The organism is Serratia sp. DFXYC6 (genome assembly GCF_057196085.1).
In genome coordinates, this window is record NZ_JBXUNV010000001.1 from 151,291 (window position 1) to 164,706 (window position 13,416).

Annotated in this window: 20 protein-coding genes; 14 read left to right on the top strand and 6 right to left on the bottom strand. The window is 53.0% G+C overall.

What is annotated here, in order from left to right; all coding sequences use genetic code 11:
• Positions 1-7 precede the first annotated feature (7 nt).
• The 4 genes from guaB (at position 8) to AC2CGQ_RS00780 (ending at position 5,492) form a co-directional block, all read left to right on the top strand.
• The gene (gene guaB, locus AC2CGQ_RS00765) at positions 8-1,471 is read left to right on the top strand and encodes an IMP dehydrogenase (protein WP_004941460.1); all 1,464 of its coding nucleotides are present in this window, start codon (positions 8-10) and stop codon (positions 1,469-1,471) included.
• A gap of 102 nt (positions 1,472-1,573) precedes the next feature.
• On the top strand, positions 1,574-3,151 hold the full coding sequence (gene guaA, locus AC2CGQ_RS00770; RefSeq protein ID WP_015378768.1) for a glutamine-hydrolyzing GMP synthase: 1,578 nt from the start codon (positions 1,574-1,576) through the stop codon (positions 3,149-3,151).
• Between the two features lie 224 nt (positions 3,152-3,375).
• Positions 3,376-4,578 carry a tyrosine-type recombinase/integrase gene (locus AC2CGQ_RS00775; RefSeq protein ID WP_484593390.1) on the top strand — a complete coding sequence of 401 codons (1,203 nt, stop codon included), beginning with the start codon at positions 3,376-3,378 and terminating at the stop codon, positions 4,576-4,578.
• A complete protein-coding gene (locus AC2CGQ_RS00780) occupies positions 4,575-5,492 on the top strand; it encodes a hypothetical protein (protein WP_484593391.1) in 918 nt (305 codons plus the stop codon). Before AC2CGQ_RS00775 ends, AC2CGQ_RS00780 begins: the two co-directional genes overlap by 4 nt.
• A gap of 18 nt (positions 5,493-5,510) precedes the next feature.
• Here the strand turns inward: AC2CGQ_RS00780 and AC2CGQ_RS00785 are convergent, their stop codons facing one another.
• The 6 genes from AC2CGQ_RS00785 to AC2CGQ_RS00810 form a co-directional block, all read right to left on the bottom strand.
• Complete coding sequence (locus tag AC2CGQ_RS00785) at positions 5,511-5,759, bottom strand: helix-turn-helix transcriptional regulator (RefSeq protein ID WP_484593392.1); 249 nt, start codon at positions 5,757-5,759, stop codon at positions 5,511-5,513.
• A gap of 40 nt (positions 5,760-5,799) precedes the next feature.
• Positions 5,800-6,756, bottom strand: a complete 957-nt coding sequence (locus tag AC2CGQ_RS00790) for a RecT family recombinase (RefSeq protein ID WP_484593393.1) — start codon at positions 6,754-6,756, stop codon at positions 5,800-5,802.
• On the bottom strand, positions 6,753-7,574 hold the full coding sequence (locus tag AC2CGQ_RS00795; protein ID WP_484593394.1) for a PD-(D/E)XK nuclease-like domain-containing protein: 822 nt from the start codon (positions 7,572-7,574) through the stop codon (positions 6,753-6,755). The genes AC2CGQ_RS00790 and AC2CGQ_RS00795 overlap by 4 nt, the downstream gene beginning before the upstream one ends.
• Positions 7,574-7,879: a hypothetical protein gene (locus tag AC2CGQ_RS00800; protein ID WP_484593395.1), complete on the bottom strand. Its 306-nt coding sequence runs from the start codon at positions 7,877-7,879 to the stop codon at positions 7,574-7,576. The genes AC2CGQ_RS00795 and AC2CGQ_RS00800 overlap by 1 nt, the downstream gene beginning before the upstream one ends.
• 2 nt (positions 7,880-7,881) lie before the next feature.
• Entirely contained in the window at positions 7,882-8,025 is a 144-nt protein-coding gene (locus AC2CGQ_RS00805; protein WP_121513954.1) for a DUF2985 domain-containing protein, read from the bottom strand.
• Positions 8,026-8,299: 274 nt separating this feature from the next.
• Positions 8,300-8,896, bottom strand: coding sequence for a helix-turn-helix domain-containing protein (locus AC2CGQ_RS00810; protein WP_049234886.1), 597 nt, complete (start codon positions 8,894-8,896; stop codon positions 8,300-8,302).
• 148 nt (positions 8,897-9,044) lie between these two features.
• Here AC2CGQ_RS00810 and AC2CGQ_RS00815 point away from each other — a divergent pair, with 148 nt between their 5' ends.
• The 10 genes from AC2CGQ_RS00815 to AC2CGQ_RS00860 all read left to right on the top strand — a co-directional run bounded on the left by AC2CGQ_RS00815 (position 9,045) and on the right by AC2CGQ_RS00860 (position 13,379).
• Positions 9,045-9,263 (top strand): hypothetical protein, encoded by a 219-nt coding sequence (locus AC2CGQ_RS00815; RefSeq protein WP_484593396.1) that lies wholly within the window; start codon positions 9,045-9,047, stop codon positions 9,261-9,263.
• A 150-nt stretch (positions 9,264-9,413) separates the two neighbouring features.
• Positions 9,414-9,620: a hypothetical protein gene (locus AC2CGQ_RS00820; protein WP_033632341.1), complete on the top strand. Its 207-nt coding sequence runs from the start codon at positions 9,414-9,416 to the stop codon at positions 9,618-9,620.
• Entirely contained in the window at positions 9,620-10,519 is a 900-nt protein-coding gene (locus tag AC2CGQ_RS00825; RefSeq protein WP_484593397.1) for a DNA replication domain protein, read from the top strand. The genes AC2CGQ_RS00820 and AC2CGQ_RS00825 overlap by 1 nt, the downstream gene beginning before the upstream one ends.
• Positions 10,520-10,550: 31 nt before the next feature.
• Positions 10,551-10,991 carry a replication protein P gene (locus AC2CGQ_RS00830; protein WP_484593398.1) on the top strand — a complete coding sequence of 147 codons (441 nt, stop codon included), beginning with the start codon at positions 10,551-10,553 and terminating at the stop codon, positions 10,989-10,991.
• 209 nt (positions 10,992-11,200) lie between these two features.
• Positions 11,201-11,671 (top strand): RuvC family protein, encoded by a 471-nt coding sequence (locus AC2CGQ_RS00835; RefSeq protein ID WP_313795379.1) that lies wholly within the window; start codon positions 11,201-11,203, stop codon positions 11,669-11,671.
• A 2-nt stretch (positions 11,672-11,673) separates the two neighbouring features.
• Positions 11,674-11,886: a TraR/DksA C4-type zinc finger protein gene (locus AC2CGQ_RS00840; protein ID WP_049234891.1), complete on the top strand. Its 213-nt coding sequence runs from the start codon at positions 11,674-11,676 to the stop codon at positions 11,884-11,886.
• Positions 11,887-11,896: 10 nt separating this feature from the next.
• Entirely contained in the window at positions 11,897-12,394 is a 498-nt protein-coding gene (locus AC2CGQ_RS00845; protein ID WP_484593399.1) for a hypothetical protein, read from the top strand.
• Positions 12,391-12,681 carry a hypothetical protein gene (locus tag AC2CGQ_RS00850; protein ID WP_484593400.1) on the top strand — a complete coding sequence of 97 codons (291 nt, stop codon included), beginning with the start codon at positions 12,391-12,393 and terminating at the stop codon, positions 12,679-12,681. Before AC2CGQ_RS00845 ends, AC2CGQ_RS00850 begins: the two co-directional genes overlap by 4 nt.
• Positions 12,668-13,213, top strand: coding sequence for a hypothetical protein (locus AC2CGQ_RS00855; RefSeq protein WP_484593401.1), 546 nt, complete (start codon positions 12,668-12,670; stop codon positions 13,211-13,213). The genes AC2CGQ_RS00850 and AC2CGQ_RS00855 overlap by 14 nt, the downstream gene beginning before the upstream one ends.
• Positions 13,206-13,379 (top strand): hypothetical protein, encoded by a 174-nt coding sequence (locus AC2CGQ_RS00860; RefSeq protein ID WP_484593402.1) that lies wholly within the window; start codon positions 13,206-13,208, stop codon positions 13,377-13,379. The genes AC2CGQ_RS00855 and AC2CGQ_RS00860 overlap by 8 nt, the downstream gene beginning before the upstream one ends.
• Positions 13,380-13,416 lie beyond the last annotated feature (37 nt).

Below are 13,416 nucleotides of genomic sequence, written 5' to 3' on the forward strand. Positions count from 1 at the left end.
ATTGCCCATGCTACGTATCGCTAAAGAAGCTCTGACGTTTGACGACGTCCTCCTGGTTCCAGCCCACTCCACGGTTCTGCCTAACACCGCAGAGCTCGGCACTCAACTGACCAAAACCATCCGCCTGAACATCCCTATGCTGTCCGCAGCCATGGATACCGTTACCGAATCCGGCCTGGCCATCGCGCTGGCGCAGGAAGGCGGCCTGGGCTTCATCCACAAAAACATGTCCATCGAGCGCCAGGCTGAAGAAGTCAGCCGCGTGAAGAAACATGAAAGCGGCGTAGTCACCGACCCGCAGACCGTTACTCCGGCCACCACGCTGCAGGAAGTGAAAGAGCTGACCGCGCGCAACGGCTTCGCCGGTTATCCGGTCGTTACCGAAGACAACGAGCTGGTCGGCATCATCACCGGCCGCGACGTGCGTTTCGTGACCGATCTGACCCAGCCGGTCACTGCGGTGATGACGCCGAAAGATCGCCTGGTCACCGTGAAAGAAGGTGAAGCGCGCGACGTGGTGCTGCAGAAGATGCACGAAAAGCGCGTAGAAAAAGCGCTGGTGGTGGACGACAGCTTCCACCTGCTGGGCATGATCACCGTTAAAGACTTCCAGAAAGCGGAACGTAAGCCGAACGCCTGTAAAGACGAGCACGGCCGTCTGCGCGTGGGCGCGGCGGTCGGCGCCGGCGCCGGCAACGAAGAGCGCGTCGACGCGTTGGTGGCGGCAGGCGTTGACGTGCTGCTGATCGACTCCTCGCACGGCCACTCCGAAGGCGTGTTGCAGCGCATTCGCGAAACCCGCGCCAAATACCCGGATCTGCAGATCGTCGGCGGCAACGTCGCGACCGCCGCGGGCGCCAAAGCGCTGGCTGAAGCCGGCGTGAGCGCGGTGAAAGTGGGTATCGGCCCTGGCTCCATCTGCACCACCCGCATCGTGACCGGCGTGGGCGTGCCGCAGATCACCGCCATCGCCGACGCGGTGGAAGCACTGGAAGGCACCGGCATTCCGGTTATCGCCGACGGCGGCATCCGCTTCTCCGGCGATATCGCCAAAGCGATCGCCGCGGGCGCCTCTTGCGTGATGGTTGGCTCCATGCTGGCGGGCACCGAAGAATCTCCGGGCGAAATCGAGCTGTATCAGGGCCGTTCGTTCAAATCTTACCGCGGCATGGGCTCGTTGGGCGCGATGTCCAAAGGCTCTTCCGACCGTTACTTCCAGACCGATAACGCCGCGGACAAACTGGTGCCGGAAGGTATCGAAGGCCGCGTGGCCTATAAAGGCATGCTGAAAGCCATCGTGCACCAGCAGATGGGCGGCCTGCGCTCCTGCATGGGCCTGACCGGCTGCGCCACCATCGACGATCTGCGCACCAAGGCGGAGTTCGTGCGCATCAGCGGCGCCGGCATTCAGGAAAGCCACGTGCACGACGTGACCATCACCAAAGAGTCACCGAACTACCGCATGGGCTAATGCCTTAACCTCTCCTGAGTGAGAGGCCGGGGTGGGGCGCCAAGCCCCATCCCGAAACACACATTTTCGCTCTTTTTCTCTTGTTGCTGGAATTCGCCTCACATGACACAAAATATCCATAAGCATCGCATCCTGATACTGGACTTCGGTTCGCAATACACCCAACTGGTCGCCCGCCGCGTGCGCGAAATCGGCGTTTACTGCGAACTGTGGGCCTGGGACGTTAGCGAAGCGCAGATCCGCGAATTCAACCCAAGCGGCATCATCCTGTCCGGCGGCCCGGAAAGCACCACCGAAGCCGGCAGCCCGCGCGCCCCGGACTACGTGTTCAACGCCGGCGTGCCGGTGCTGGGCGTGTGCTACGGCATGCAGACCATGGCGATGCAGCTGGGCGGCCATGTGCAGGGCTCCAACGAACGCGAGTTCGGCTACGCGCAGGTGGAAATCGTCAACGAGAGCGCGCTGCTGCGCGACATCGAAGACGCCATCAGCCCGGCCGGCAAACCGCTGCTGGACGTGTGGATGAGCCACGGCGACAAAGTGACCGCGATCCCGTCCGACTTCGTGACCGTCGCCAGCACCGACACCTGCCCGTTCGCCATTATGGCCAACGAAGAAAAACGCTTCTACGGCGTGCAGTTCCACCCGGAAGTGACCCACACCCGTCAGGGCCAGCGCATGCTGGAGCGCTTCGTACTGGACATCTGCCAGTGTGAAGCCCTGTGGACGCCGGCCACCATTATTGAAGATGCAGTTGAGCGCATCCGCGAGCAGGTGGGTGAGGACCACGTGATCCTCGGCCTGTCCGGCGGCGTTGACTCCTCCGTCACCGCGATGCTGCTGCACCGCGCCATCGGCAAACGCCTGACCTGCGTGTTCGTCGACAACGGCCTGCTGCGCTTGAACGAAGCCAAGCAGGTGATGGAAATGTTCGGCGACCACTTCGGCCTGAACATCGTGCACGTCGAGGCGGAAAACCGCTTCCTGACCGCGCTGGCGGGCGTCGACGAGCCGGAAGCCAAGCGTAAAATCATCGGCCGCGTGTTCGTTGAAGTGTTCGACGAAGAAGCCTGCAAGCAAGAGCAGGTGAAATGGCTGGCGCAGGGCACCATCTACCCGGACGTGATCGAATCCGCCGCTTCCGCCACCGGCAAAGCGCACGTGATCAAATCGCACCACAACGTGGGCGGCCTGCCGAAAGAGATGAAGCTGGGCCTGGTCGAGCCGCTGAAAGAGCTGTTCAAAGACGAAGTGCGCAAAATTGGCCTGGAACTGGGCCTGCCGTACGACATGCTGTACCGTCACCCGTTCCCGGGCCCGGGTCTGGGCGTGCGCGTGCTGGGCGAAGTGAAGAAAGAGTACTGCGATCTGCTGCGCCGCGCCGACGCCATCTTCATCGAAGAGCTGCACAAAGCCGATCTGTACAACAAAGTCAGCCAGGCGTTCACCGTGTTCCTGCCGGTGCGTTCGGTCGGCGTGATGGGCGACGGCCGCAAATACGACTGGGTGGTCTCCCTGCGTGCGGTAGAAACCATCGACTTCATGACCGCGCACTGGGCGCACCTGCCGTATGACTTCCTCGGCCGCGTCTCCAACCGCATCATCAACGAAGTGGACGGCATCTCCCGCGTGGTGTACGACATCAGCGGCAAGCCGCCGGCGACGATTGAGTGGGAATGATGAACAGCTAATTACTGACTATCAGTGATTATTTAAAAACCCCCGTTATGGCTCTGCTGTCCGGGGGTTTTCTCTTTCTGACTATCAATTACTATTCGTGAAAGCATTCAATTTTTGACGGTATCTTTGACGGTATATCCATTTCCGCTGTACTCTCGGCCTAATCCGTTCACCACCTTTTTGGTAAATATTGACGGTATCAACCACAGCAGAGAGTAGCCGGCATGCTCACAGATACAAAACTTAAAAACCTGAAGCCAAGAGAGAAATTATACAAGGTCACCGATCGCGATGGCCTCTATGTTGTCGTGCAACCAAGCGGATCAGTCTCCTTCCGATATGACTATCGAATTAATGGCCGGCGTGAGACGCTGACTATCGGCCGGTATGGTTCTGACGGTATCACACTGGCTGAAGCGCGCGAACAACTCAATACCGCCAAAAAGATGGTGGATACAGGCCAGTCGCCGGCTGCAGCAAAGCGCGACGGTATCATGCAAATAAAGGGGGCGGAAAATTTCTCTGATTATACCGTCGCCTATATGAAACACGTCCGCCTAGCGGATAGCACTCGGGCTATGAAACAGGCAGTGATCGACAGAGACATCCTACCAACGCTGGGCAAAAAGCTTCTGCATGAAATCACAACGCCAATGCTCCGCACACTGTGCGACAAGATAGTCGACCGCGGCGCCAGGGCGACGGCGATCCAGGTGCGGGAAATTGTCAGTGCCGTTTTCACCCATGCTATTGACCGTGGCCACGCAGTGCCAAACCCGGCGGCAAATATCAAAGCTTCCAGCATTGCCACATTCGAAGAACGCGATCGCGCGCTTGAACCTTATGAGATCGGGCTGTTCTTCAATGCACTTAACTCTACCGGTGCCGCATCTTCACTAAAGCTGGCTTTGAAGCTGATACTGATCACGATGGTGCGCAAGGGGGAGCTGACAGATGCTACTTGGAAGGAAGTCGACTTTTCTTCAGCGCGCTGGACGATACCAGCAGAGCGGATGAAGGCTGGGCGTCCGCATGTTGTTTATCTGTCCCAGCAGGCGATTGACATTATGGTTGCTCTCCAAGTGGCAGCGTGTGGTTCCGATTACATCCTTCCGGCCAGATATAATCCACGAAAATCTATGTCCAATTCAGCGCTTAACCGGGTGATCAATACGACAAACGAAAAAATCAGGGAAGAAGGAAAAGAAATAGCGCACTTCACAGTTCACGATCTGCGCAGAACTGCCAGCACGCTGTTGCATGAAGAGGGATTTAATACAGACTGGATTGAGAAGTGTTTGGCCCACGAGCAACGCGGCGTGCGTGCGGTATATAACAAGGCTGAGTATGCTGAACAACGGCGTGATATGCTGCAGCAGTGGGCAAATATGGTCGATAGATGGATTAAAAAGGAACATTTAAAGTGAATTCTGGTGAATTGACAAAAATTTTAGTAGAAGAGTTTGAACAGTTCTACGATGAAAAATACAATTTCAAAGTTAGATATGAACTTTATAATACGAACAGTGCTATGCATGCCTCAATAAAAGGAAGGGGTGATCTATGCTATCTAAGATTTAGCCCGGAATTTTGTGATATGAAAATAAATAATTTTGAAGATTTCATATTTATTTCATCTATCGTAAGTCATGAATTAGCCCATTATGTAAATCATCACAATTACATTCCAAATGGTGATGTAAATGATTACAGATTATTAGAGGCTTGGGCTGATAGGTGCAGTATGAAGATAATGCTTTGCTTGTTAGCCTTCTCGGAAAGGGTTGGCTTGTTGTGTGAAGCTCTTGGTTTCTCCGATGAGTCAAAAAACATTAAAAGAGTAACCCAAAATATTGGCAAAAGCTTATTTAAATCAGCAAGTACTCTTTTTATCCCGACTAGTGATTGGTATGATAAGAGATTGCCACGGGTTATGCATTGCGTGGCGGGGGTTAATTCTTTTTTGGATGATTTTTTTGGCGATAAAAAATTAGGTAGAGCTTATGGTGTTATGTCTCTTATATACATAAATAGTGGACTTGAAAAAGTTATTGATGAGGATTTTTTGACCATTGAATTTAGTTCGAATGAGCTTCTAAGAATTAGGGAAATTCATTATAAACTTCAAAATGGAAGACCCGCAATCACAGAAGGCCTGAAAAAGAAATATAGGCGTTTTATTGACACTTCATTCGCAGCCTCTGACTTAGAGTCAAAAGCAATGGCATTATCTGTATTGGCCTCGTATGCTTTACAAGCAAAAAAAATCGAGAGTGACTTTGAAAATTTTTCCGGAGAGAGTGATAAGTTTCTTCATGAAATGAAGAAACTTCTTGATTGATTTAGTGACGAGATAATACTATCGGACAGATAACATCGGACGGGTTACTCGTTTGCGGACATCTGGGGAATAATCCGGCGTGCGGCCGGTGTTTTCGGCCTGTTGCTTATCGAGCCAGGCTTCTACTTCATCCAAGTTCCAGGCCACGGTGCGGTTGGTAAGTGCAAATCGCTGCGGGAACTCTCCTGCCTTTTCCAGTTTGGTGATCTGTGATTCCGACATGGGAACCATCGCCAGGAGTTGTGTTTTTCGAATTGCTGCTTTCATTGCTTCTCCTTTGGCGGGGCAGTAGCCCCGCGGCGTTTGGTTACATAGGGACTTCGTTCAACTCATCGCGACGGATGTTGTAGACGTCGGTAGCTGCCTGTAACTGTTCTTCATGTGGCGCCAGAACGTGGGCGCCGTATTTATAGGCTTTGTCCAGTTCTTCCACGTTTGCGGCTTTGTTTGCCGCTTCGGTAAATGCAGCCAGCAGATCGTCAGGCGACCGCTCATCTTGGTTCACGGCCTTGATCTCTTTTTCCGGCTTCTTGCCGTTGATCAGGTTATTTACGCCGGCGGCGCTGGTTGCGGGTGGAGTTACGTCGCGTTCAACGCGTGGTTGCGGCGCGTCGAATTCATCCGGCGTGTACACACCGAGAATCACTTCTGGGCAGTACAGGCGCGCCCAGTATTTAACTGCCAGATAGGCGATCTGCTGTTTTGGATTTGTCGCCCACAGAGGTGAGTTTCGAATTGCAACGCTTGAAAGATAAACCGGCTCACCCCAGGTTATTTCTTCTTCTCCCCGTAATACCGCGCCAACGCGGATGCTTAATCCAACTTCATCTTGATCACCCCACCCCCTAACACGTTCAACCTTGTCGTAAGTTCCGCCCCCTTTGGCGGGTTTTTTAACGGTGACCTCTTTAGAGGTGGTACATTTTGACCAGTCCCCGGTGTACTCGTAATGGAATCGGCCGCGAACAGCGTTTGAGCTGGTAACGACGGCATTAACAAGTTGAGCCTCATAACCAAGGGTGCCGTTTACAATGTGCGTTTTCTGGGCCACAGCGTATGGGTTCATGCCCCATTGCATCGCTTGCATTACCACGGCCATGCAATCGGCTGGTTTACCAACAAAGTGCGTGGGGACACTCACAACTGAATCCGCCATCAGGTTGGCAAAGGATGTCAATTGGCCCAGCGCCTGAGGGTTAAATACCGCGTTGCTGGCGGTCATGGTTGATGGCTGGTTGTTTACTTCAATTAGTTCGTTGCTCATGCATATTGATCCTGTTTTCTGGCCCATGCCGGGCGCTGGATTTTTTCGACGCCGCCCCATTCATTGGTGATGCGGCACTGGTGATAGGTATTTAGATCCCGGCGGTAGAGTCGGTGACCCTCGTCTACGTCTGCTGCGTCGAGTTCAAAAACGCGTACCGGGTAGCGGCCGCAGTCGATCGTCTCGCTGACAGCCAAGAAGAAAAATCCGGGAGTTTCGCCGGTGACCTGCTGGAATCCATCGCGGTACATGGCATCCTGGACGTGATAGCGGAATTCCTCGAGGTGGCGTGCGAACCGGTCCATATCTGCAACCTTTTTAAGGTCCACAATCACTGGGTGATCACTCAGGTACCTGTCCGGCCGGCACCGGCATAACTCACCTGTTTCCGGGTCAGTCCAGTAGAACGATGATTCGCAATGGCCTTCTGCTTCCAGCAACCACCGCGCCGCCGGGTGGGCCATCGCGCTATCGTGCATCAGGTTAAGTTTCCGGCCTTGCTCAGCGTCCATGACCGTTTTCCCTGTATGCTCGCAATCCTTCAGGAATGCCACCTCCGCTTCTTTGCCTGCCGTGGTGCGCCGGTTAAATTCCGGCGCGATGATGAACCGCTTGCTGAATTCGTCCGGCTCAAGCAACTTGCAATGCAGCGCCGTTCCCATGTCCAGCGCCTTCAGCTTTTCAGTGTCGACCGGTGCCGACTTGATCCACTGCAGCAGAGCCGGGTTCTTGGCGACCATATCCAATTGCGACTTACTCACGCCGTCGCCGGCGTGGTAATCCTCATTTGAAATGTCGTTGTAGATACCTTGATTCATCACGCCACCTCATCGAACTGGTGGCGCCGGCGGTAGATCTCCATTGCGCGCTGTCGCTTCACCAGCTCCGTTATGCAATCCCAAATTGCCGCGCCTGCCAGCTCCTGATACTCGGTTGAGTCGGTGCCAAGGGCTAAAGCCTCTTGGTCAAAGTCCTGCGGTAGGTACTTGCTGATAAAAGCGGTGAAGCCGTGGATCGGCACCTTCTTATCCAGCGTTTCAACCTCTGCATAAACTGCTTCGTTGTCATGCTCCGTGAAGCCGGCAACGATCTTTTCAATATCGATAGCCTGTTGTGTGTTCATAGTTACGCTCCGATCCGGTTGGCAGTATCGATCGCTAACCGTGTTGTAAATGCCCAGTGCAGGGCTTCATTGAAATCTGCAAACCGCCAACTGACACAGCCGCAGACGGTCACGCAGAAAATCCCGTTGATGGTTTGAGAAATCATCCCTATCTCTTTAGGTTACCTATTTGGTAACTATTAAGGTCGAAGGAATGCACGGAATCCGTGCTGTTTCACCGCATCATCGCGGTGCCTCAATTCCTGCCTGATTGTTAAAGAGCATCATTACCAGATTGGTAACTTCTTGGGGTGATAATCGACCGTAAAAGGGTTGCTGTCAATAGTCAGTAATAGAAAAAATTACCAATAAGGTAATTATTGTTGGCGTGAGAAACCGCCGCGTGGCGGTAACTTTTTGTCATGAAATGGGATTTTCTTGTTAGATTCGCGCCTGCTGCATTACGAACTCAATGAATGATTCTATCTTGGCTTTATCTTCGGCCGGCAACTGCGCGTATTGTGATCGATCATAATTAATCAGGGTGGGGTCTTTTGGCTTCAGCAGCAGCTCATATCCGCGGCGCCCGAACGCACCGGCGATCGCTTCCAGGCTGTTGATAGTGATATTGCCTTCACGGCTCAGCACCCGGTTAACAGTAGACTGGCCAACGCCGGCGGCGGCGCCAACTTTAGCCTGGCTGGAAAGCTCGCGGTTGTTGCTCATCCACAATTCCAGATTGCTCGCCACAATGGCTCCGACTTCGGTTTCCTCTTGCACTGCTTCGGCGCCAGCGGCCATTGCCATCATGTGATCGCGGTCCAACCAAAACTTAGGCTTATTCGCTGCAATCTCGAGCTTGCGCGCCACTGAGTCGCCGATCGTCTTGTGGTTTTTGTCTGTCGCCGGCTTCAGCCAACGGCTGATCACGTTGGCATTAATCTCCAGCCGTTCCGCCAGGCGTACTTGTCGGCCATCGAAATCACGGTTGATGATGTCGCGGAGGTTCTCGCGGCGGATGTCGTTAATGCTTTTCATAGTGGTTTCACAGTCCCTTGAATAGGTTGTTGCATGTATTTAAAACAAAATTACCTAAATGGTAAACGAACCGGAAAGGTAACAAACTTGCGAAATGGCACCATTTAGGTAATTATCTGCACGATCAAACATTGAAATGAGGCAGGATATGGAGCCGTTTAACTTCAAACAATTCTGGCTGGGGATGAGCAAAGATGAGCGTGATGCGTTTGCAGAAGAAGCCGGCACCACCGCGCTTTACATCATGACGCATACGCAAAGGAAGACGCGAATGCCGAAGAAAAAGTTAATTGATCAGCTGTTTAAGGCGTGCAAGAAAAGAAAGCCGGAGTTAACAAAGCAGGAGCTAGTGCTGTTCTTCTACTGATTAACACCACCATATCAAGGGTCGCTCATGCGGCCCTTTTTTATTGCCCCATGGTTCTGGGTAATAAAAATCTATTTATGGTTGATCTATTTTTGCTTTGCATGCATTCTTACATCACTGACGACAGTAGACAGTAAAAGAGGCCTATGAATGAAAATTGTTACCCGGGCCGAGGCCATAAATCTCGGTCAACTCCGGTTCTATACCGGCAAGCCTTGCCGTAATGGTCACTACTCTGAGCGCTTTACGAGTAACGGCGTTTGCGTGGAATGTTCCGCGCAACACTCATCCGCTTACCGCAAGCACATCAAGAAACTGATCCACGACGCCAGGGCAAAAGTAGCGGAGGTGAGCTGATGGCCGGCGACTGGATAAAAATGCGTTCTGACCTTCACACGCATCCGAAAATTGTCCGCATGGCGTCCGCATTGAAAGCGGACAGACTTCGGATTGTTGGCGGACTACATTCCGCATGGTGTCTTTTTGATGTCCATTCTGTTGACGGATTCCTTGACGGTTACAGTCCTGAAACGCTCGACGACATGATCGGATTTCCTGGATTTTCTCGCGCAATGATGGCTGTTGGCTGGCTGGAAGTTGACGGCGAAAACCTCGTAATGCCCAGATTTGACGAGCATAACGGGCAGTCTGCCAAGCGTCGCGCGCAGGATGCAGCGAGAAAAAGAAGCGTCCGCAAAATGTCCGCATCGCAAGCGGACAAAATGACGACCAGAGAAGAGAAGAGAAGAGAAGATCTAAAAGATAAAGATCCCCCTCTTACTCCCCCAAAGCAAAAACAAGCTTATCCCTATCCGGAAGGATTGAACGTATCCGCCTGGGAGGAGTGGAAGCAGTATCGACGTGATTTGAAGATCAAGGCGTATGCACCAACGCCAAGAAGCGAAGGGGCGGCAATCACGAATCTGTTGAAGCTGTCAGGTGGAGATCTGCAGGTGCAGGCAGAAATCATCAAGCAAAGTATGGCCAATAGTTGGCATGGGTTATTTGAACTTAAGACCGGAGGCAACCATGAGACAGGCGGGCGATATGGTGCGGGACCTGATTACAAAGGCAACGCAGTCGAAGCAGTTCACGCAGCAACAGCCAGGATGCGAGAGCAATACGGACTCACAAGCCCTGGACAGAACAATCAGGATTTGGGATCGCATGGTGGAACTGTATTCGGACAAATGGACCAGACGGAACGGACTGACCCCGTCATCACTCTGGATCAACGCGATTGGAAAGCTGTCTGACGCTCAGATCAAAGCTGGCATAGGTGAGTGCATGAGGCAGTGTCTGGTTGAAGGAAATAAGTTCGCACCGGACCTGTCCGACTTCTTGGCATACGTCAGCAGCACAAAGCATGGCCTTGGAATCGACGTCGACGAGGTGATGCAGGAGTTTAACGCCTACTGCAAGAACCGAAGCCGCTACAGCTGCGCTGAAACATATCCGTGGAAGCATCCGGTTTTCTACTGGATATGCTGTGACCTTCGTTCTGAGATGATCCAAAAAAACCTAACCAGCGGAGAGCTGGAGAAATTGGCAAAGAAAAAACTGAATGCTTGGGGCGCCAAAGTGCAGGCTGGAGAATCGATCCCTGATCCGGTTCCACTGCTCTCTGAAAAAGCATCCTCGCGGAAACGCGGCGCACCTGGTGCTGGCCATTCAGCAGCGATGGAAATGTTGGCAAGATTGCGAAGCGGAAAACCGAATACGAATTGAAATTCTGAAATTCCTGCGGCTACGGTGGGTAGATTGCGTTAAGTGCCTTAATGGCATGTAACGAGATGGGTTAGGCAATAAAATCGATTGTAGGCCCGTACAGAGAGTTTTAGCGCATGTGCGATTTGTGAGAGTAATCGCTATTTTTTAGTTTCAAATAATTACCTAATTGGTAGTGATTACCTGAATGGTGATTTAAGGAGCGGGCAGTGAGCAACGTAATCATCGGTATAGACCCAGGGTGTTCAGGAGCGATTGTAGTTCTGGATGACTGCGGCGTGTATCAGGACTCGATTTGCATGCCAACGGTCAAGGTTGGCACTAAGTCACGCGTTAACGGAGCTGCCATAGCGTCGTTTCTGCGTTCGTTTGACCTAACTGAATCAAAGGCTTTTTTAGAACAAGTCGGCGCCATGCCTGGCCAGGGAGTTAGCAGCATGTTCACGTTTGGCCACGCCGCTGGCGTAGTCGAAGGGATCCTGCAGGGGCTGTTTATTCCATACAGCTTGGTAACCCCGCAAGCCTGGAAGAAAACAGCCGGCCTGATCGGTAGCGACAAGGACGCGGCGCGCAGCCGGGCAATTCAGCTTTACCCGTCACTGCGGATCCTCGACCAGAAAGCAAAAGGCCAGGCCGTAGCCGACGCGCTGCTCATCGCCCGCCACGGAATCGGAGAGTAACCATGGACAACATCGACGATGCAAACGAGCGCGCAGCCACATACCTGCAGGCGCAGATCGATGCAGTAACCAAAAAGTCATCACTGCCGGCGGCGCATGAATGCGACGCGTGCGGCGAAGAAATCCCAGAAGCACGGCGCAGAACCGTGCCAGGCGTCCGGCTCTGCATCGACTGCAAAGAGCTGGAAGAACTGAACCAGCGTACACACAGGTAAGGATTTGATAATGAAAAATATCGTTGAAAATCAAGGTATAAAAACTGATAAGCCGTTGCCTATGAGTTATGAGGCGCTGAAGGCTGAGCGTGATGCGCTGGCACAACGGGTTGAGATGCTGGCTCAAAATCTTGGAAATGCCATCTGGGGTGAGCAGGAAGCATTGCAGCGAGTTAATGCGCTGGCTGTGGAGAATGCGGCGCTGAAGGCTCGCAGTATAAAACTGTTCAATCTTGGCTATCTGCGGGGGCATGAATCCACCGTTGATGGGTATTTCGTTGATGTCCATTGGTGTGACATCGACACATACCACGATGACGTTGTAGCGGAGATTATTGAAGACGAAGGCGAAACCCCAGCCACCTCCGCAGCACTTGCAGCTATCGAAGCTCGGGGAGTGGAGAAGTTCGCAGACTTCCTTGATTCACCGATCGACGGACAGCACTGCTATCAGAACGAAGTTGGCCTTGCTCGTCACTTCGCCAGCACGCTCCGGGAGGCCAAATGAAAGAGCGCCCAGTGATTGTAAAATTCACTCCCACGGACAACAACATGCTTGATGCCATATCGAGCGACTACCACCAGGACTGGAACGGCAACTTTAGCATGGCAACCTGGCGAATAAAGAACTTCGTCAAAGCTGCATATCCAGGGTTCCACATCGTAACGAAAGAAATTCGCGATCACCTTCGTGGGATGATGTTGCGCGGATTACTGAAATCAAAAAATAACCATGGCAATAACATCGTTTGGACGCTGGTTGTTCATGGAGAGGTGCGTGATGCCAGCAAATGAACTGAAGCCCGCGCTGACACACAGCGAACTTTGCCTGATTGCCGAGCGGTTCCTGCGCAATAACGGTTTCTCAGTCGCTTTCCATGATCGCTTTGTTGCCGCTGTCTCCACCGGCGAACAGCCTGACGCAATCGGCTTCCGTAATCTGGCATCCTGCTTGATCGAAGCCAAGTGCTCACGCAGTGACTTCCTTGCAGACCGGAAAAAGCGGTTCCGCATTCAACCTGAGCTCGGCATGGGGGATTGGCGCTTCTTCATCTGCGAACCGGGGCTGATCCGCATCGAGGAGCTGCCTGAAGGCTGGGGATTGCTGAACGTCAAAGGCGGTCGCGTCTTTAAGGTCTGGGGCTGGCCGGGTAACGCGATGTGGTGCACCAACAAGAACAAGCCGTTCCGCGCCAACAAGCAGGCTGAGTGCGATTACATGTACAGCGCACTGCGCCGCATGCAGATACGGGGACATCTGTCAGAGGTTTATGACGGGCCCCCGAAACTGGCCAGTGGCAGCGCTATGGAGGTGGAGCGTGGGTAAGCGTAAGAGCAACAGACCGCAGCCTCTTACGTTCGATCAATGGCTTGAATCAGAAAACCGATTTCCATCTGACCGCCTTCGCATCGATTTAAAGGCCGCATTTGAAGCCGGGGAAGAAAGCCAGCGGATTAAGCAGCGGGCCGAGGCCCAGGAGAAAGCATTATGAGCATTTGGCTAATAGCGGTTCAGCAGTGTGCATCGCC